We start from the raw sequence: 19983 nt of genomic DNA, 5'->3' as shown, positions 1-19983 counted from the left end.
AGACTCATGACGATGAACACTTTAACATGAGCACATATCCAATTTAGACACTCAACACTATGCGAATTCCACATATTTACCAACCTTCGGATTTAGTCATTAATCAGCCCGCGGATTTAGATGAAGATGCCGCAGGACATATTGCACGTGTACTCAGAATGAAAGAAGGTGAGCACGTCAGTCTGTTTAATGGACAAGGTGGTGAATACTTAGCTGAGATCACCGCTATCTCAAAAAAAGCCGTGAAGGTAACCCCTTTTGAATTTGTCGACAAGTGTATAGAGTCACCTCTCAAAGTTCATCTCGGACAGGGCATATCTCGTGGTGATAAAATGGACTTCACAATCCAAAAATCGGTGGAGCTTGGTGTCAGTGAAATTACACCTCTATTCACAACGCGATGTGGCGTGAAACTCAGTGGCGAACGACTGGCCAAAAAGCACCAACAATGGCAAAAGATAGCAATTTCTGCAGCCGAGCAATCCGGTCGAAACTTCGTTCCAGTCGTTCACCCTCCTATCACGCTTGAGCAATGGTTAAGTCAACAAAGCGAAGAGTTAAAACTTACTTTGCATCCAAGAGCTGAACACTCAATCAAAACCCTACCAACGCCAGGTCAAGGTGTGCGCTTTTTAGTTGGGCCTGAAGGTGGCTTTACCGATGAAGAAATGGCTAACACGACAGAGCAAGGGTTTGTCGATATTAAAATTGGACCTAGGGTGTTACGTACCGAAACTGCCGCCTTAACCGTTTTAAGTGCCTTACAATTGCAGTTTGGTGATTTGGCCCTTTAAATCCATTTATAAGCCCTCATATCATAGGTAGTTAGCAGTCAATCATGGTCGTTTGGCTGCTGAGCATTTTGCTCATACACATCGAAAATAACACATAAGGTAACGGCGATGGCAGTCAAACTTGGAATAGTCTCAGATCCAATCAGTGGTTTTAATATCAAAAAAGATACCGGTTTTGCCATGATGATGGCGGCTCAACAACGTGGATTTGAGCTCTACTACATGGAAATGGACGACCTGTATATGTACCAAGGTGAAGGTCGAGCAACAGCCGCTAAAGCCAACGTGTTTAATGATGAAAACCACTGGTATGAATTAGATGACAAGCAAGATATCGCATTGAGTGAGCTGGATGTGATTTTAATGCGCAAAGATCCGCCTTTTGATACCGAGTATATTTACGCAACCTATATACTGGAACGCGCAGAGTTGGCAGGCACTTTGGTCGTCAATAAGCCTCAAAGCTTAAGAGATGCCAATGAAAAGCTCTTCACGGCTTGGTTTAGTGAACACACACCAGATACTTTAGTCACCAGAAATGCAAATCAGATCAGAGCTTTTTTAGACAAACATCAAGATATTATCTTAAAACCCCTCGATGGCATGGGTGGCGCCTCAATCTTCAGAGTACAGCATAACGACCCTAACATTGGGGTGATCTGCGAAACACTCACTGAGCATGGTAGTCGTTTTGCAATGGCGCAAAATTATATCCCAGAGATAAAACAAGGGGATAAGCGCGTATTAGTCGTTGACGGTGAGGTTATTCCTTACTGTTTAGCACGTATTCCACAAGGTGGTGAAACCCGTGGTAACCTCGCAGCTGGTGGTCGAGGGGAAGCAAGGCCGATTAGCGATAGTGACCGTAAAATCGCAGAAGCTGTAGCACCAACGTTAAAAGAAAAAGGATTATTGTTTGTTGGTCTAGATATCATTGGAGACAAGCTAACGGAGATCAATGTCACAGCACCGACATGTGTTAAGGAAATCGAAGCTGCGTACGATATATCTATTATGGACAAGTTTTTTGATGCGATTGAAGCAAAACTCAACCATACTGAAAGTTAAATCATAGAAGGGGTCTCGCATGCAATCATTAGCTAATCACTTCCTTATCGCAATGCCTAATTTGCAGGACCCGATGTTCAAACGCTCCGTCACCTACATCTGTGAACATAACGAAGAAGGCGCAATGGGATTGATAGTCAATCATCCCATTGATGTCACTGTAGGTGAACTACTCGACCAGATCGAAATCGATAATGACAAAGACAGCAGCGCTGCCGATCAAACGGTTTTTGCTGGCGGACCGGTGCACACGGACAGAGGGTTTGTGTTACATACACCCAAAATTGGTTATGCATCAAGTAAAGAACTCAGTTCTGACATCATGATCACGACCTCCAAAGATGTCTTAGCGTCTTTAACCTACCACGATAGTCCCGATGCATTTATCATTACACTTGGGTACTCTGGCTGGGAAAAAGGCCAGCTAGAAAAAGAAATTATGGAAAACTCTTGGCTTATCATTCAAGCCGATCCTGAAATCATATTCAGTACACCACCAGAAAAACGCTGGGAAAAAGCGGTCAGTATACTCGGTATTGATATCGCACAGCTTAGTAATCAAGCAGGACATGCATAATAAAATGAGTAGTAAAAAGCCAAAAACCCCACAAGGTCAACGCACTGTAATGGGGTTTGACTTTGGTACAAAAAGTATTGGTATGGCCATAGGCCAAGAAGTAACAGGTACAGCCACCAGCTTAGGAGCAGTAAAAGCAAGAGATGGTATCCCTCATTGGCCGGATATTGAACAGCACGTTAACGAATGGAAACCCGATCTCCTTGTTGTTGGCTTACCACTTAATATGGACGGTACTAATCAGCAAGTTACTTTTTCTGCCAAAAAGTTTGCCAACCGTTTGCACAATAATTATCGCCTTCCTGTTGAGACGCAGGATGAACGCCTAACAACAACCGATGCCAAAGCCAGGTTATTTGATCAAGGTGGCTATCGTTCACTGGCTAAAGACAATGTTGATGGTATGTCTGCGGTAATTATTTTAGAGAGTTTTTTTGAGCAAATGTGGGAAACTGACTAGCTCACTTGCCACTATCATCAAGTATATTAAGTTGCTTGTATTTATTCATATCAGGGAATAATCCTGCTTGGCGATACGCCGCTTTGATTTTTCCCTGCTTTCGTAACTTTTTTAAACCTTTTTGCAATGCCTCAAATGCCCGCTCACCATCAGGGTGAAGCTTAGAAATCACAAAATGGCGGCTGCTATCAAGTAAGATGACCCATTTAGGGTGAGAGACAAGATTAATATTTGCCAGTTGAAAGTCATTCCCCAGCACTGGCATTAAATGTATTAGCATAAAGTCAGCCCACTGCTTATTCACAATCTGAGCTTGAGAAGACCATGTAGGCTCGTTAACTAACTCTTTTAATGGTAGAGCACTCAACGTGTACCAGTCCACTAGCCAGCGGCTAGAAGATACAGCAGTCAACTTGCTTAAATCTTCAATAGATTGAATATTGGCAACCAGTTCATTGTCTTTCGCATAATAAAGACCCGCATAAAACTCCCCTTTATTAATCACAGGATCGCTCACAAACAATTTGTCAGCCTTAAGTTGAGCTTCTTCATACCAATAAGTGTCAAAACTCAAAAGCTGCTTGCCTTGATCTAATAAATTGGAATCTCTGAAATTAACATTGCCGGGGCGATATCTGAATGGCTTATCAAAGCCACCTAAGGTCAAAGCTTGATGAAGCAATACCATATCAACCACGTCACGTCGCACAAACTGTCCACCAAAGTCATCTACATCAAGTGGAGAGCGACCCGCTAACAACGCTGTATAATTCATATATACATCATCTCTGATGTAGATATCGACATACTCTGTCTGAGCCCAGCAATAACTTGCAAGGCTCAGTTGGCAAAAAGTAAGGAAGCTAAAAAACCTAATTTTTCTTGCTTTCCAAACCATCAATCGTTACCCCTTGCAAAAATCCAGCGCCTTTTTGCTCATTATTTTGCAATTTAATCATTAAGCGTAAGTCATTTGGTGAGTCAGCATGATGCAACGCATCAGCATAATTGATCCGCTGTGCTTTATATAACTCAAATAAAGCTTGATCGAAAGTCTGCATGCCCATTTCTTTAGACTTCGACATTGTCTCTTTAATGGATCCAATGTCTCCCTTTTTTATTAACTCCGCAACCATTGGCGAGTTTAATAAAATCTCGATTGCAGCAACACGCCCCTCACCTTTTGACGTCGGCACTAATTGTTGTGCAACTATAGCTCGAAGGTTCAATGCTAAGTCATATTTTAACTTGTCATGCTTTTCTTTAGGCACCAAGTGCATGATGCGATCGATAGCCTGGTTTGCGTTATTGGCGTGTAAGGTAGCCACACACAAATGGCCAGTTTCAGCAAAACTAAGTGCATACTCCATGGTTTCCTGTGAGCGAATTTCGCCTATTAGAATAACATCAGGCGCCTGACGTAATGAACTTTTCAATGCGGCTTCAAAGCTTTCAGTATCAAGCCCTACTTCTCGTTGGGTGATGATACTTTTTCGATGTTCATGAACAAACTCAATCGGGTCTTCGATTGTCAGTATGTGACCTCGTTGATTCCGGTTTCGATAACCAAGCAACGCAGCTAATGAGGTTGATTTACCCGTCCCCGTGCCACCCACAAACAAGACTAAACCACGCTTAGACATGATCACATCAGTCAATACCGAAGGCAAACCGAGTTGATTCACATCTGGTATATCCGTCACGATCCGTCGAATAACCATACCAGCACAATCTCGCTGCCAAAATGCCGACACACGGAAACGTCCTGCATCATTTGCGACGGCAAAGTTGCATTCTTTTTCAGCATGAAATTGTTGTTTCTGTGTTTCTGACATTGCAGACTCGACCATAGCCAAAGCGCCATCACTGTCTAACACATCTTCGTCAAGCGCGCGCAGCTCGCCATCAATTTTCGCACTCACGGCCAACCCTGACGAGACAAATAAGTCTGATGCTTCTTTGTCTACCATCAATTGTAAATAATCTAATAATGCCATTATTTATAACCTCGTACTAAAACCCAGCAGCACCAAATTGATTTTTGTCATGCGCTTTCGAATGCGCATCTTGTGTGGTGATAAGGCCGTGATTCACTAAACTCATCAAACATTGGTCCATGGTCTGCATACCATGTAATGCGCCGGTTTGGATAGCTGAATACATTTGGGCAATTTTATCTTCACGGATCAAATTACGAATTGCAGGTACACCCAGCATAATTTCATGAGCAGCCACTCGTCCTCCACCTACTTTTTTAATTAAAGTTTGCGAAATAACCGCCTGCAAAGATTCAGATAACATGGAGCGGACCATATCCTTTTCTTCGCCAGGGAAAACGTCAATAATACGGTCAATGGTTTTAGGCGCAGACGTCGTATGCAGTGTACCAAACACGAGGTGGCCTGTTTCGGCCGCTGTCATTGCCAGACGTATCGTTTCTAAATCTCGCAGCTCACCAACTAAGATCACATCTGGATCTTCGCGTAACGCACTGCGCAGTGCAGCATTAAAACTATGAGTATCACGGTGAACTTCCCGTTGATTCATCAAGCTAAGTTGGTTTTGATGTACAAATTCAATTGGATCTTCAATGGTTAAGATATGATGATGTTTGGTACTATTAATATAATCCACCATTGCCGCCAGCGTGGTCGATTTACCTGATCCGGTGGGGCCGGTTACAAGCACTAACCCGCGCTGATTTTCAGCGATTTTCTTAAAAATATCAGGAGCGCCTAAATCATCTAGCGTAAGTACTTGACTAGGTATGGTACGAAATACCGCGGCAGGTCCTCGGCTAGTATTAAATGCATTGACACGAAAACGCGCTAAATTAGGCACTTCAAAAGAAAAATCCACCTCAAGGTTTTGCTCATAGTCCTTGCGCTGGTTATCATTCATAATATCGTAAATTAAACTATTTACGTCTTTCGCTTCTAAAGCGGGTATATTTATGCGGCGTACGTCACCATCTACACGTATCATCGGTGAAACTTCCGACGAAAGATGTAGATCCGACGCTTTATGTTGCACACTAAAGGCTAATAATTCAGTAATATCCATCTATGACTCCACTACGAGCAAACAATAATATGGTTACAATAGCAGAACGGCTAAATAACGCCTATGATCGCATTACAAAAGCAGAGCAAAATGGTCATATTTCTGACCCTGTTCAGCTTTTAGCTGTATCAAAAACAAAACCAATCGAATTAATCCAGCAAGCTTATGAAGCCGGTCAGCGCCAATTCGGTGAATCTTACGTCCAAGAAGCTGTCGATAAAGTGACCCACTTCAAGCAATATCGGGATATTGATTGGCACTTTATCGGCCCTATTCAGTCAAATAAATCTCGCCACATCGCTGAGCACTTTAACTGGGTACAAAGTGTAGACCGAATAAAAATTGCTAGACGCTTAAATGAACAGAGGCCAACCAATCTCAAACCTTTGAATATTCTGATTCAGGTCAATATCAGCGGTGATGAAAAAAAGTCAGGCTGTCTGGTCGAAGAACTGGCTGAATTAGCAGAGTTTATTGATAGTGCAAAGCAATTAACTTTAAGAGGGTTAATGACCATCACAGCGCAAACAAACGATGTAAATCAGCAGCTACAATATTTTGAGCAAATGAAAGATTGCTTTGATAAACTAAAGGCCCAATACCCGCGTATCGATACACTTTCAATGGGCATGAGTGGCGATTTAGAACCCGCTATAGCAGCTGGTGCCACCATGGTAAGGATTGGTACTGATATTTTTGGAAAAAGACAATAAAGGCTATATAAATAATATGTCTAACAAAACAATTGCATTTATCGGCACTGGAAATATGAGTTACGCCATTATAGGTGGCATGCTCAAAAGTGGATTTAGTGCCAACAATATTATTGCTACCAACCGCAACCAAGAAAAGCTAAACAAGGTTGCTAATGATTTCAATGTCCAAACCACCAGCGATAACCTAGACGCTATCACTCGAGCTGATGTTATTGTACTGTCAGTAAAACCGCAGATGATGGAAGCGCTGTGTGACACGTTCAAATCTGCGCAAATCGACTTAAGTCAAAAAGTGATTGTATCGGTTGCAGCTGGTATCACCCTCTCTCGTTTAAAAGAGATGTTGCAGTGTGAAACAAAACTGGTTCGCTGCATGCCTAATACGCCTTCATTGGTCGGTCTTGGCGTTTCTGGTTTGTTTAGCCATGATGTAGACGAGCAAGAAAAAGCATTCATCGATCAGGTTTTTAGCGCAACCGGTATTACCGCTTGGCTCACAGAAGAGAGCCAAATAAACGATATCATTGCTGTTACGGGTTCCTCTCCTGCATACTTTTTCCTTTTTATGCAAGCAATAGAAGAGAAAGCGCGTAGCCTTGGGTTCGATGAACAACAAGCACGCCTGTTAGTACAACAAACTGCGCTGGGGGCTGCACAAATGGCCGTAGCACAACCTGACGTAACCCTTGAGCAATTACGTGCAAATGTCACCTCAAAAGGGGGAACGACTCACGCAGCAATTGAATCGATGAAAGACAATCAATTACCTCAGATCGTAGCGAATGCGATGGATGCGTGTATCGCGCGTGCCGAGGAAATGGAAACACAAATTTAAGGACCAACTATATGAGTGCAATGCATTTTTTAATTGAAACGGTTTTTAACCTATTTTTAATGGTGGTTTTGCTTCGCTTTTGGATGCAATGGGCACGGGTTGACTTTTACAACCCTGTCAGTCAAACCGTTGTAAAAGCGACTTCTTTTGCAGTTAATCCGTTACGCAAAATTATTCCTGGTTTTGCAGGGATAGATTTCGCTTCTTTGGTGCTTGCTTTTATCGTCGCAGGTGCCAAAATTTCCGTATTAATGCTCATGTTTAGTGGCCATTGGGATGCAGCAACAGCAGCATTAGGTGGATTACTCACCGTGCTAAGAGAGGCATTTAGCCTCGTATTTTGGATTTTAGTGATCCGTGCACTACTCAGTTGGGTTGTTCAAGGTTATAACCCTGCTGCTGCCGTTTTTGAACAACTGACCGAACCTCTATTACGACCAGTGAGAAAAGTTATCCCACCTCTAGGGGGTCTGGATTTATCTATCATGGTCGTATTAATTGGCATGATGTTCTTACAGCGTTTGGTCATGGACTTTATGCACTAAGCAATCAGAGTGAGGTATTATGCGATTAATTCTGTTAGCGGTTTTTTTTATATTTAGCGCTTTTTACGGCCATACCCAAAATTCACAATCGGGAGGCCAATATAAAGAGTTAGGTGAATGGGAAGTACATTACATCGCCTTTCCTTCTACCTTTATCCAACCAAGTGTTGCCAAGGCGTATGGTGTTGTGCGCAGCGAAAGCAAGGCCTTAATTAATATTTCAGTATTAGCGACTGACAAGGCTAAAACAGCGCAGCAGGTACAAATATCTGGCTTTGCTAAAAACTTATTGGGTAATAAAAAACAACTTAACTTTAAGCAGGTCGTTGAAGGTGATGCCATTTATTACCTCGCTCAACTTGATTATTACAATGAAGATGTTTATCGCTTTGAGTTAAATATTAAACAAGGCAATGAGCAACAAGTTCTTAAGTTTCAACAAAAGTTTTACGTAGATTAAAAATATGACTAAACAAATCGTGCTCGCCACAGGCAATAAAGGCAAAGTAAAAGAGCTTGGAAATATGCTCGAGTCACTACAAATAGAAGTGCTACCGCAAAGCAAATTTGAAGTTTCCGATGTAGAAGAAACCGGCACTACCTTTGTAGAAAATGCCATTATTAAAGCACGCCATGCTGCCAAAGAAACTGGCCTACCCGCTATCGCAGACGATTCCGGCATAGAAGTCGATGCACTCAATGGTGCACCCGGTGTATTTTCCGCTCGTTTTGCAGGTGCTGGCGCCAGTGATCAGCAAAATATCGACAAATTATTGACTAGTCTGGAAAATCAAGACAATCGTACAGCCCGTTTTTGGTGCGTACTGGTCTACATGCGACATGAAAAAGACCCAACGCCAGTAATTTGTCAAGCAAGCTGGGAGGGTACTATCGCTACGTCACAACATGGAGACGGTGGCTTTGGGTATGATCCAGTATTTTGGGTAGACAGTCTGCAAAAAATGGCCGCAGAGCTCACTAAGGAAGAAAAAAATGCAATCAGTCATAGAGGGCAAGCACTGCAACAATTAATGACCCACTTTAAGAGTACCCTGTGAATCTCCCTCCATTAAGTTTATATGTGCACGTACCTTGGTGCGTGCAAAAATGTCCCTATTGCGATTTTAATAGTCATAGTCAAAAAGGCACTATCCCTGAGAAAGAATATATTGGCCATTTATTAGATGATCTCAGAGCGGATTTACACTTAGTCCAAGGCCGAAAACTTCATAGCATATTTGTCGGAGGGGGCACACCAAGTTTGCTCTCTGGCGATGCCTATGTCGATTTGCTAGAGCAAATTGAAGCCCTTATCGGCTTTGAAGATGACATTGAAATCACCTTAGAAGCCAACCCAGGGACTGTAGAAAGCGATAGATTTAAGCATTATGTTCAAGCAGGTATCAACCGTATATCTATTGGTGTGCAAAGCTTACAGAGCGATAAACTTAAAGCTCTTGGGCGCATCCATGGCGAACAAGAAGCATTAAATGCTGCCACTGAAGCACATGGTGCTGGTTTAAATAGCTTCAACATGGATTTGATGCACGGACTACCTAATCAGTCTTTAGACGACGCACTAAGTGATTTGCGAAAGGTCATAGAGCTTAATCCGCCACATATTTCTTGGTATCAACTCACAATAGAGCCCAATACTCAATTTGCATCCAAGCCACCGAAATTGCCAGAAGATGAAACCTTATGGGCAATACAAGAAGCAGGACAAGCTTTACTAGCGGAGCATGGCTACCAGCAATATGAAATATCTGGCTATGCCAAACTCGGTTATCGCTGCCAGCACAACTTGAATTATTGGCGATTTGGTGACTATCTTGGGATTGGCTGCGGTGCACATGGTAAAATTACGCTACCAGCTAAAAATCAAATTTTACGTACCGTCAAAGTCAAGCACCCTAGAGGGTATATGGATCTTACTAAACCTTATTTATATGACAGTTGGCATGTTGCACCGGAAGATAGGCCTTTTGAGTTTTTTATGAACACATTCCGCTTATTAGAACCGACTCCAAGAGCTAATTTCTCAGCATATACAGGCTTGCAAGAGGCGGATATACAAACACCATTGCAAAAAGCTATAAAGTTAGGCCTGCTAGAAATAGAGGGTGATTCATGGTTTGTAACAAATAAAGGACACAGGTATCTAAATGACCTGCTAGAATTGTTTGTCTAATTAAGGGGACACACAGCAAAAATTTGCGTGACTCAAAAGTACATTGCACACATCTTCTAGCTGTAACTCGCTGCATAACATATAATAGCCTAGACTGAGAGTCTTATCTCAGATAGGCAAAAAGTGTCTAAAATATAAAAGAAAAAGGCTAAAACATGCGTAAACTTACCATCATCGCTGCTGCAATATCAGCAACGTTATTGGCAGGCTGTCAACAAACAGCTGAGCAACCAAAACCAGTTTCTTCTGTACAACAAGTTGTTCAAAGTGAAGTAGAAAAAGCAAATGCTCTATTTGAAGAGTCATTTAATCGCAGTGTCATGCGTAGCCCTATCTACCAAACGTATCTAGGTATTAAAAAAGACTATGACAAATGGGATGATGGCTCTGAAGCACGTCAACTAGAAGATCTAGAACTTACAAAACAAGACCTTGCAGCGATAAATGCAATTGATAGAAGCAAGTTAGATCTGCAAACTCAAGTAAGTTACGACCTATTTAAGCAAGGCTTAGTGGAAGAAATCGAAGACTTCAAGTGGCGCCGTTATTCTTACCCTGTTAATCAGATGTTTGGAACACATTCAATGATCCCTGCATTTTTGATTAACCAACACCAGATCGCTGATGTGCAAGACGCAAAAGCCTATATTTCTCGTCTTAATGGTGTGACAACGGTATTTGATCAATTAATTGAAGATCTGGAAAAGCGCGCAGATGCGGGCATTATTGCACCTAAGTTTGTTTTCCCTCATGTTATCGAATCAAGTAAAAACATCATAAAAGGCGCGCCATTTGCAGCCGGTGATGACTCGACTCTATTAGCGGATTTCAAAAGAAAAGTAGAGAAATTAGAAATTTCTCAAAGTGAGAAAGATGCATTAATTACGCAGGCCAGCAACGCGCTGACATCTGCGTTAAAACCTTCTTATAACAAATTGATCAGCTATTTGCATAAACTTGAAAAGCGTGCTGACAATAGAGATGGTGTTTGGAAGTTCCCTGAGGGAGAAAAGTTCTTCAACGTTGCACTTGAACGTACTACAACAACGAAGCTTTCTGCAGCAGAGATCCATAAAATTGGTTTAGAAGAAGTTGCTCGTATTCATGATGAAATGCGTGAAATCAAACAAAAGGTTGGTTTCAAAGGTGACCTAAAAGCCTTCATGGAATTCATGAGAACAGACAAGCAGTTCTACCTGCCAAATACTGAAGAAGGTAAAGCAAAATATCTTGCCGATGCCACGGCCATGATCGACAACATGAAATCTCGCTTAGATGAACTGTTCATCGTTAAGCCAAAAGCTGACATGATCGTTAAGCGTGTTGAAGCATTCCGTGAAAAGGCGGCAGGTAAAGCATTCTATCAGCAACCAACTCCTGATGGATCTCGTCCAGGTATTTACTACGCCAACCTGTATGATATGGAAGCAATGCCAACGTACCAAATGGAAGCGTTAGCCTACCACGAAGGTGTCCCAGGCCATCACATGCAGATTGCAATTGCTCAAGAACTTGAAAATATGCCTAAATTCCGTAAGTTTGGCCGCTACACAGCGTACACCGAAGGTTGGGGACTATATTCTGAGTTAGTACCAAAAGAAATGGGCTTATACGAGGACCCATATTCTGACTTCGGTCGTCTAGCTATGGAGTTATGGCGCGCATGTCGTTTAGTTGTTGATACGGGTATCCACGCAATGAAGTGGACACGCCAAGAAGGTATTGATTACTATGTAAACAACACGCCAAATGCGAAGTCTGATGCCGTTAAGATGGTTGAAAGACATATTGTTATGCCAAGCCAAGCAACTGCATATAAAATTGGTATGATCAAAATTGTAGAACTTCGTGAAGCTGCCAAAAAAGAGCTCGGTGATAAGTTCGATATCCGCGAATTTCACGATGTAGTACTTAAGAATGGACCGGTTCCACTTAACGTACTTGAGCAATTTGTTGACCAATGGGTTGCTAGCAAACAAAGCTAATTTTCTTCTAATTGAAAAGGCGTATTAGCCAAAATAATATGTAAACAAGCCCCGCCATGTGCGGGGCTTTGTATTTTTACTTCCCCATTCAACTTTTGTGTTACCAAGTTATAGATAATGCTTAACCCCAGCCCTATCCCGCCCTTATTTCTTTGTGTTGTTATAAATGGCTCAAAAATTATGGGGAGTAACTCCTTATCTATTCCCTTACCGTCGTCTTTCACATATAAATGAATATAATTATTAACAATCAAAGCCGATATGACGATATTAAGTACTCTGCCTTCGCGCTTCGCATGTTGGATGCAGTTGCCGACACTATAGGTCATGAGTTGGACAAATACGTTCGGATAACTTTTCAGCATTAAAAGCTCGGGGATTTCAACTTCCACATGATAATCAGGTTTGCTCAACTCGTGTTGATAGCAGTCTAATACACCATTCACCAAAGCTTTCAGGTTAAACTCTTGTACTTCGTCATATTCTTGCTGTACTGATACTTTTTTAAAGTCATCTATCAGCGATGCGGTTCTCAGCAAGTTATTTTCCAATAAAGATAATGCTGACTCCGCTTCTGAGATTAGATTGGTTAATGTCTGTTTCTGCAGCTGGCCTGATTCTAAATCTTTCTTAAGTACTTCAACTTGTTCTTTCAAATGAGATTGACTGGTAATTGCAACACCAAGAGGTGTATTCAGCTCATGCGCAAAGCCACTAACCATATTACCTAAGCTTGCCATTTTAGCTTCTTCAATTAGCCTTTGTTGAGCCGCTGTTAAACGCTCTAACAGGGTTTCAATAAAGGCCAATAAACTATCTAAGTGATGGGCTATCTGTGCAATCTCATCTTCGCCCTCAATATTTACTCGGATCGAGAAGTCTTCATGTTGCGCAACATTTTTTAGCACTCGACTAATAGAAATAATATGTTCGGAGATACGGGTATTGAGTACAAAAAGCAATAACAAGCTAAAACAACTGATGGATACAATGATCACTAAACAAGTTAATATCAAATTTTGCTTTTCAGTCAGGTCTTCATTAAAAAGTTGCTTTGAAACAACTTCAAAATGGCCTCGAATAGATAGCTTTAGTTGGTGCAATTCAGCTCTCACCCCTTGGCTATGATCCAACCCTTGCTTTTGTAAAACACTAATGTAGGTCTTAAAACCTTGTTGATATTGATTCAATGTGGACATCAAATCCTGTGCTTTATCGGGGAACTGCGTAGTTATGATCTGCTCAGTACGAACCAACAAGTCTTGATGCATTAATAAATAACTAGGCTCAAGGCGAAGCAAAAAATCCTTTTCCCTGCGACGTAGCTCCAGCAAGAGTATTTCTAATTGAGGGTGCGATGTTTGCTTTGCAATATCTTGCAATGCATGTGCCTGGCGCCTAAAGTTACCATAAACGCCCTCCTCTTTGTCATAACCTAATAAGGCTTGCATCGAAGCTAGCTGTTCATATTTGAGTGTAAAGCGTTTAACTTCTTCATCGAGCTTAAACAATTGCTCTAAGTTCCGCTGCTGCGCTACCAGCATATTTAACAATAAGCTATAGCTTTCTCGGTATGAAAATCTATCATTTTCAATCGACGCTAAACTATCTCGTTGACGCTCAATTAAAAACCGTTCTTCTTGGTCAAGTAAACGTTGGATCTGAGCCTGAAGCTGAAATAAATGATCGTTTAGCGCTCTCGTTTGTTGCAGCTGGACATATAAAAACCAACTGGCAATCATTATCACAATTGCAGAGCCAACAGCCGCTGTTTTGAAAAGAAGAAGTGATTGCTTTAACTGCACAAATTTACCCACATTGTATTTTGCCCCAACTTTAGTTTAGTCGAAGAAAATTATTATGGTATCTCTTAAACTTCGCGGCTAAAGCGAATACACATTAAGAGTAATATTGTGCCCAAACCTTTTTATGAACTATTTTATGCTAACACTTGTCATCATCTTATTTGACTTCAATCTGTGAGACTCAAAATGGAAATTTTCATAACCCTATGCGTATTATTGGTGCTAATACTTCCTACTGTTATCTACATAACTTACATCCAACTTTCTACTCGAAATAAAGTACGCCTCGCAGACTCTATAATTTATATGATCAAGCACGATGAGCCAGTAAGAATAGATATGGAAATATTAAAAGGGCTGAAACTATCCCCAAAAGAGAAAAGCTACTTACTCAACGTATACAAAACACCGACAAAAAACACACGTGTAAATTGAACTATTTAATTTGACAATTTTTAATTATTCTCATTCAGAGTGAATTCATTGAAAAGGCTTTCTAAAAAGCAGAGGCGTGTTAATTATAATTTAGAAATAAAAAAGCCTCAGAAATCTCTGAGGCTATAAAAAGTGGTACCAGTGGGCGGACTTGAACCGCCACGCCCGAAGGCAACGGATTTTGAATCCGTCATGTCTACCAATTCCATCACACTGGCATCATTTTTCTTTAATCTTCTAGCTTTGAGAAGATAAAGAAAAACCACTTTGAGCTCAGGCTTTTTTTATTTGCCCTCGTCTCTATGCCCTGCATTATACAAATATGTGACAGGCCCGCAAGCAGTTTTTTTAATAAATATGTTCAAGTGCCGAGTATTTGACCAAAATCATAAAATATCGAGGTTTAATCAATATAAGCCTATATTAAGTGTAGAATATCACTATACAGTTTTATATAGGTTTTTAAATGTCGACTTTCCCCCGAGCAGGGTTTGCTAGAAGAGTTGCATCCTTAATATATGATGCACTCGTTGTTATTGCCTTCGCGATGCTTACCACCATTGTGTTTTTGGGAATTGTGCAAGGTATGTTGTCTTTAGGTTGGTATTCTATAGATGGCTATGAGGACATATCTGCTCTTATTCAATCTACACCCACTTTATATTACGGCCGCTCCGTACTATTGATGATTGTCTCTATTTTGTTTTTTGCTTATTTCTGGACCAAAAGTGGTCAAACTATCGGGATGAGGGCATGGCGGCTCAAAGTACAAAACACCGACGGCACGCTACTTTCTTGGCCTCAAGCCATAGTGAGAAGTCTAGCGGCACTACTTGGAGCTGGGAATTTACTCGTTTTACTTGATATAAAGCATAAACGCGCGCTGCAAGACTTGATTTGCCAGACAGAAGTTCTGGTATTAAGTAAAGAAGAAAATAAAAAAGTATACGACAGCCTAGACTGAACTTTAAAATAAAAAGGCGCTCAAAGCGCCTGTTATCACTGCCTTCTTTGCAAAAAGTACATCGCAAGCAATGTGAAGATAATACTCGGCATCACAGCGCCAATAAATGGCGGTATTTGGTATACCATAACGATTGGCCCAAACACTTCATTACTCAAATGAAAGGTTAAACCCGTTACTACGCCCATAATAATCCTTGCGCCCATACTAACTGAGCGTAATGGACCAAAGATAAATGACAGAGCCACAAGCAGCATGACTGCAATGGTTACAGGCTGGATCACCTTGCGCCAAAGCGCCAGCTCATAATTGCTCGTATCTTGCTCATTTTGCTCTAAGTAATGCAAATAAGAAATCAAGCCGCTGAAAGACAACGACTCAGGTTCAAATGAAGCAACACCTAAACGATCAATTGTCAGTTGAGAGCTATAAAGTTTACTTTGAGCGTAATAGGTTCTGACCTGTTGTTCAGTGATCTGTACTTCTTCTACAGCTCTGAGCATCCACCCATCATCCGATGTCACCGCGGATTGCGCTCTAGTAATCATCTCCAAGCTCAAATCTTCGGCAAAATGATAAATATTAATATTTGTTAGCTCACCGGATTTCTCAACATTTGCAATATTTATAAAGTTATTACCGTCTTTGGCCCACAACCCCTTTTGAGCATCATAAACCTCACCACCATAAATAGCTTGATTTCTAAGCTGTTTAGCTGTGCGCTCGGCTTCAGGTGCGCCCCATTCACCTAACATCATCATACATACTGCCAATACAATCGCCGTCTTCATCACAGAGCCAATAATTTGTAACCGTGACATACCGGCAGCTTGCATGACAACCAATTCGCTGCTTGACGCCAAGGCGCCAAGTCCAGTCAAGCCACCAATCAACGCTGCCATTGGAAAAAACACGACAATGTCGCTCGGAACACTGTAAAGAGTAAATAATAACGCGTCAGAGACTTCATAAGTGCCCCGGCCTACTGAGCGTAACTGCTCAATGAATTTGATTAAGGTATTAATGCCAACAAACACTAACAATGCAAAGCTTGTAGTTTGCAAAATACTGCGGCCTAAATACCAATCAAGTGTCTTCATCATGCGACAGCCTCCCTCTTTTTCCAAATAGACCTGAGCCATACACCGAATGGTCGCCCTTTCACTATGAGGTATGCGCCAATAAATAGGACTGACAGATGAATCCACCACAATCCGACAGAAGGTGGGATTTTCCCCTCTGCAACTAAATATTTTCCAGCATTAAGCATAATAAAGTAACCTAGGTAAATACCGATAGCCGGCACCAATTTGGCAAATTTGCCCTGCCTAGGATTCACAACACTTAAAGGTACAGCCAGCAGTGTTAAAAGAATAATGGAAATTGGCGTCGCTATACGAAGCTGAAACTGCGCTGCTGCTTCGGGGGTATTTAGCTCTAACAAACGGCTCGAAGGTAAGTCTTCTAGTTCACGCCTTCTTCGCTCAATTTCTTGCTCTTGGATCTGTACTTGATAGCTGCCAAACTCTGTTTTGTTAAGCGCTTGGCTAAACCCGTCAGTTTCATAGCGTTTGCCATCTTTTAATATCAGCTGCTGCTCCCCCGACTCGCCTTCTGCAACTTCCCCCTGCTGTGCATACACAATTCGTGTTGCATTGTTCGATTCTTTTTCTGGCAACTGTGCCACAAACACTTTGTTTAGGACGGAACCTTGCTCACTGGTATTATGAATAAACACGACCGCCTTTTCATTACCCGTTTGTTGGAATCGTCCTGCACGTAATTGCGTTAAACCTGACTCTGCATTCGCTTGCTCGCGTAATTGATTTTGTTTTTCTCCTGCCCACGGAGCGACATATAAGCTAACCGTAGCTGCAATTAAAGCAACGAAGAAACTCGAAATAAGTGTTACGCGCACAACATACCATTCGCTTACACCACACGCCTTCAAGACTGTCATCTCACTGTCAGCATAGATCCTGCTGTAAGCTAGTATAATTCCCAAAAATACACTCAATGGCAGAATATATACGGTTAACTTAGGTAAATTAAGCGCTAAAAATGACAATACGAGTTTTCCTGGTATTCCGCCACCGGAAGCCTCGGCTAAGATTTTGACAAATTTTTGAGAAAGAAAAATCGTCATTAGAGTAAGGAAAACGGCGACCTGCGATTTTAAAACTTCAGCAGTCAAATATCGAAAAATTAGCAATGTTCGCCCCTATAAAACGTCTCATTTCACTGGAATAGTAGGAAATTTTGAGTAAACTGGTTATTTTAGTCACTTTATTATATGCCATCAAAATCAAATATCCTACTAGTGCTGCAGCACTAAAGTAACTTAGTAACTTGATGTAGTGTGGCATTTAAAGTTTGAAATGGCATAACTTAGACTTAGGAGTCGCAATGGAATTCAGCGTTAAAAGTGGTAGTCCAGAAAAGCAACGCAGTGCTTGTATTGTTGTTGGGGTGTATGAACCACGTCGTTTATCGCCGGTTGGTGAGCAGCTGGATAAAATCAGCGAGGGCTATATTTCCAATTTATTACGCCGCGGTGATCTTGAAGGTAAACCGGGGCAAGTACTGTTATTACATCATGTACCAAACGTTCTAAGTGAACGTGTATTATTAGTTGGTTGTGGTAAAGAGCGTGAACTTGACGATAAACAGTACAAACAAATTATCTCAAAAACCATCAACACATTGAATGAAACAGGTTCAATGGAAGCGGTATGCTTTTTGACTGAGCAACATGTCAAAGGTCGCGATACTTACTGGAAAGTAAGACAAGCCGTTGAAACAACTCAAGACTGCTTATATACCTTCAACCAACTGAAAAGTAAAAAGAGTGAAGCCAGACGTCCACTGCGCAAAATAGTCTTCAACGTCCCAACTCGCAGAGAACTTACCATTGGTGAAAACGCCATTGAGCACGGCTTAGCGATTGCGGCAGGAGCCAAGCTATGTAAAGACGTCGCCAATATGCCACCTAATATTTGTAACCCTCGATATCTCGGTGAGCAAGCAGAGCTATTAGCTAACGAATTTGATAACGTCACCGTTAATTTAGTTGGTGAAAAGGAGATGGAAGAGCTTGGGATGCACTCTTACCTTGCCGTTGGCCGTGGTAGTGAGAATGAATCTGTGATGTCTGTTATTCATTATACTGGCGCATCAGACAAACAGGCGCCTATCGTATTTGTTGGTAAAGGTCTTACTTTCGACTCAGGTGGTATTTCACTGAAGCCTGGTGAGGGTATGGATGAGATGAAGTACGACATGGGCGGTGCCGCCGGCGTGCTTGGTTTAATGCGTGCAGTGGTCGAAATGCAATTGCCACTTAACGTCATTGGGGTTTTAGCTGGCTGTGAAAATATGCCCAGTAGCCGCGCATATCGCCCAGGTGATATACTTACAACAATGTCAGGTCAAACTGTTGAAGTACTCAACACCGATGCGGAAGGTCGACTAGTACTCTGTGACGCACTAACGTATGTTGAAGCGTTTGAACCAGAGACTGTTGTAGATGTTGCGACCTTAACGGGTGCATGTATTATCGCATTAGGTCATCATGCTTCAGGTGTATTGTCGAATCATAATCCATTAGCACACGATTTATTAAAAGCATCCGAGCAAAGTGGTGATAGAGCTTGGCAATTACCGCTTTGGGATGATTACCAAGAACAGCTGAAAAGTCCATTCGCTGACTTTACCAATTTAGGTGGCCGTCCAGCAGGTACAATTACCGCTGCATGCTTCTTATCTAAGTTTACTAAAAAGTACAATTGGGCGCATATCGATGTTGCAGGTACAGCATGGAAAAGTGGTGCAAATAAAGGAGCTACTGGGCGCCCAGTACCAATGTTGATGCAATATCTACTAAACCGTGCAAACATCACTGAAGGTTTGCAAGATTAAAAATAAACTAAATACGGATGGATATGTGATGGGATAGTAAATAACTCACTTCACGGTCCACAGTAGATTGATGAGAGCCGCATTCTGTGTCAGAATGCGGCTTTATTTTGAACGCTGTTCAGGCACAAAGTATTTTTATTTGGTGTCCTGCATTCAGTACTGAAGATAAGTCACATGCCATGTCAATCAACGCACACTTTTTAGTGTTAAAGCATGACCAAGAGCCTAGTCATCAAGTCCCGGCTCATTTTGACCTTGCAGCGCGAAGTGCTGCTAAACTGTACCGTGCAGGGCAGCGTGTATTTATATACGTGGATACAGTAGAAAACGCCCATGCAATTGACGAACACTTGTGGCAGTTCGACGCTGACAGTTTTGTACCTCATAACTTACAAGGAGAAGGCCCTAAAGGCGGCGCTCCAGTAGAAATTGGCCAAATGCCCCCCGTTGGGCGACGTACAATACTGATAAACCTTGCCACACATATCCCGGACTTTGTCCGACGATTTGAGCAAGTATATGACTTTGTCCCCGTCGAGCCGATGGCCAAGCAGGCTGCCCGGGAAAGGTTCAAACAACTGCGCTCTATTGGCGCCAACATTTCAACTAAAGAAATTGATAACTAAA

Annotated in this window: 20 protein-coding genes and 1 tRNA gene; 14 read left to right on the top strand and 7 right to left on the bottom strand. The window is 41.8% G+C overall.

The features are described from left to right. Positions 1–59 precede the first annotated feature (59 nt). From rsmE to ruvX, 4 genes are all read left to right on the top strand, one after another. The gene (gene rsmE / locus S4054249_RS04585; protein WP_046354480.1) at positions 60–794 is read left to right on the top strand and encodes a 16S rRNA (uracil(1498)-N(3))-methyltransferase; all 735 of its coding nucleotides are present in this window, start codon (positions 60–62) and stop codon (positions 792–794) included. A 108-nt stretch (positions 795–902) separates the two neighbouring features. Next, on the top strand, positions 903–1862 hold the full coding sequence (gene gshB / locus S4054249_RS04580; RefSeq protein WP_046354481.1) for a glutathione synthase: 960 nt from the start codon (positions 903–905) through the stop codon (positions 1860–1862). Between the two features lie 19 nt (positions 1863–1881). Continuing rightward, the gene (locus S4054249_RS04575; RefSeq protein WP_046354482.1) at positions 1882–2439 is read left to right on the top strand and encodes a YqgE/AlgH family protein; all 558 of its coding nucleotides are present in this window, start codon (positions 1882–1884) and stop codon (positions 2437–2439) included. A gap of 4 nt (positions 2440–2443) precedes the next feature. Continuing rightward, the gene (gene ruvX, locus S4054249_RS04570; protein WP_046354530.1) at positions 2444–2899 is read left to right on the top strand and encodes a Holliday junction resolvase RuvX; all 456 of its coding nucleotides are present in this window, start codon (positions 2444–2446) and stop codon (positions 2897–2899) included. 1 nt (position 2900) lies between these two features. On the opposite strand, the gene S4054249_RS04565 is transcribed toward ruvX, so the two are convergent. The 3 genes from S4054249_RS04565 to S4054249_RS04555 are packed head-to-tail and all read right to left on the bottom strand — an operon-like array spanning position 2901 to position 5962. After that, positions 2901–3797 (bottom strand): hypothetical protein, encoded by an 897-nt coding sequence (locus tag S4054249_RS04565; RefSeq protein WP_046354483.1) that lies wholly within the window; start codon positions 3795–3797, stop codon positions 2901–2903. After that, on the bottom strand, positions 3772–4896 hold the full coding sequence (locus S4054249_RS04560; RefSeq protein ID WP_046354484.1) for a PilT/PilU family type 4a pilus ATPase: 1125 nt from the start codon (positions 4894–4896) through the stop codon (positions 3772–3774). Before S4054249_RS04560 ends, S4054249_RS04565 begins: the two co-directional genes overlap by 26 nt. A gap of 16 nt (positions 4897–4912) precedes the next feature. Beyond that, on the bottom strand, positions 4913–5962 hold the full coding sequence (locus S4054249_RS04555) for a type IV pilus twitching motility protein PilT (RefSeq protein WP_046354485.1): 1050 nt from the start codon (positions 5960–5962) through the stop codon (positions 4913–4915). 2 nt (positions 5963–5964) lie between these two features. Between S4054249_RS04555 and S4054249_RS04550 the strand changes: the two genes are divergently transcribed. The 7 genes from S4054249_RS04550 (at position 5965) to S4054249_RS04520 (ending at position 12234) form a co-directional block, all read left to right on the top strand. Continuing rightward, positions 5965–6675 (top strand): YggS family pyridoxal phosphate-dependent enzyme, encoded by a 711-nt coding sequence (locus tag S4054249_RS04550; protein WP_046354486.1) that lies wholly within the window; start codon positions 5965–5967, stop codon positions 6673–6675. 16 nt (positions 6676–6691) lie between these two features. Continuing rightward, positions 6692–7513: a pyrroline-5-carboxylate reductase gene (proC, locus tag S4054249_RS04545; RefSeq protein WP_046354531.1), complete on the top strand. Its 822-nt coding sequence runs from the start codon at positions 6692–6694 to the stop codon at positions 7511–7513. 11 nt (positions 7514–7524) lie between these two features. Next, on the top strand, positions 7525–8058 hold the full coding sequence (locus S4054249_RS04540) for a YggT family protein (protein WP_046354487.1): 534 nt from the start codon (positions 7525–7527) through the stop codon (positions 8056–8058). A gap of 19 nt (positions 8059–8077) precedes the next feature. Continuing rightward, positions 8078–8518, top strand: coding sequence for a DUF4426 domain-containing protein (locus S4054249_RS04535; protein ID WP_046354488.1), 441 nt, complete (start codon positions 8078–8080; stop codon positions 8516–8518). Between the two features lie 4 nt (positions 8519–8522). Next, positions 8523–9116 carry an XTP/dITP diphosphatase gene (locus S4054249_RS04530; protein WP_046354489.1) on the top strand — a complete coding sequence of 198 codons (594 nt, stop codon included), beginning with the start codon at positions 8523–8525 and terminating at the stop codon, positions 9114–9116. Beyond that, positions 9113–10249 carry a radical SAM family heme chaperone HemW gene (hemW, locus tag S4054249_RS04525; RefSeq protein ID WP_046354490.1) on the top strand — a complete coding sequence of 379 codons (1137 nt, stop codon included), beginning with the start codon at positions 9113–9115 and terminating at the stop codon, positions 10247–10249. Before S4054249_RS04530 ends, hemW begins: the two co-directional genes overlap by 4 nt. A gap of 155 nt (positions 10250–10404) precedes the next feature. Continuing rightward, the gene (locus S4054249_RS04520; RefSeq protein ID WP_046354491.1) at positions 10405–12234 is read left to right on the top strand and encodes a DUF885 domain-containing protein; all 1830 of its coding nucleotides are present in this window, start codon (positions 10405–10407) and stop codon (positions 12232–12234) included. Here the strand turns inward: S4054249_RS04520 and S4054249_RS04515 are convergent. Beyond that, complete coding sequence (locus S4054249_RS04515; protein ID WP_046354532.1) at positions 12231–14039, bottom strand: sensor histidine kinase; 1809 nt, start codon at positions 14037–14039, stop codon at positions 12231–12233. The genes S4054249_RS04520 and S4054249_RS04515 overlap by 4 nt on opposite strands. Before the next feature lie 568 nt (positions 14040–14607). Continuing rightward, positions 14608–14692 (bottom strand) — tRNA-Leu (locus tag S4054249_RS04510). Between the two features lie 248 nt (positions 14693–14940). Between S4054249_RS04510 and S4054249_RS04505 the strand changes: the two genes are divergently transcribed. Further along, the gene (locus S4054249_RS04505; RefSeq protein ID WP_046354492.1) at positions 14941–15438 is read left to right on the top strand and encodes an RDD family protein; all 498 of its coding nucleotides are present in this window, start codon (positions 14941–14943) and stop codon (positions 15436–15438) included. A gap of 35 nt (positions 15439–15473) precedes the next feature. On the opposite strand, the gene lptG is transcribed toward S4054249_RS04505, so the two are convergent. Together lptG and lptF are read right to left on the bottom strand one after the other, a co-directional pair. After that, positions 15474–16541, bottom strand: coding sequence for an LPS export ABC transporter permease LptG (lptG, locus tag S4054249_RS04500; protein ID WP_046354493.1), 1068 nt, complete (start codon positions 16539–16541; stop codon positions 15474–15476). Beyond that, positions 16538–17650, bottom strand: coding sequence for an LPS export ABC transporter permease LptF (gene lptF / locus S4054249_RS04495; protein WP_046354494.1), 1113 nt, complete (start codon positions 17648–17650; stop codon positions 16538–16540). Before lptF ends, lptG begins: the two co-directional genes overlap by 4 nt. A gap of 194 nt (positions 17651–17844) precedes the next feature. Here lptF and pepA point away from each other — a divergent pair, with 194 nt between their 5' ends. Next, positions 17845–19356: a leucyl aminopeptidase gene (gene pepA / locus S4054249_RS04490; RefSeq protein WP_046354495.1), complete on the top strand. Its 1512-nt coding sequence runs from the start codon at positions 17845–17847 to the stop codon at positions 19354–19356. A gap of 179 nt (positions 19357–19535) precedes the next feature. Then, complete coding sequence (locus tag S4054249_RS04485) at positions 19536–19982, top strand: DNA polymerase III subunit chi (RefSeq protein WP_046354533.1); 447 nt, start codon at positions 19536–19538, stop codon at positions 19980–19982. Position 19983: the final 1 nt, after the last annotated feature.

Source organism: Pseudoalteromonas luteoviolacea, from assembly GCF_001750165.1.
Classification (GTDB): domain Bacteria; phylum Pseudomonadota; class Gammaproteobacteria; order Enterobacterales; family Alteromonadaceae; genus Pseudoalteromonas; species Pseudoalteromonas luteoviolacea_G.
This window is presented reverse-complemented; position numbering and strand designations above follow the sequence as displayed.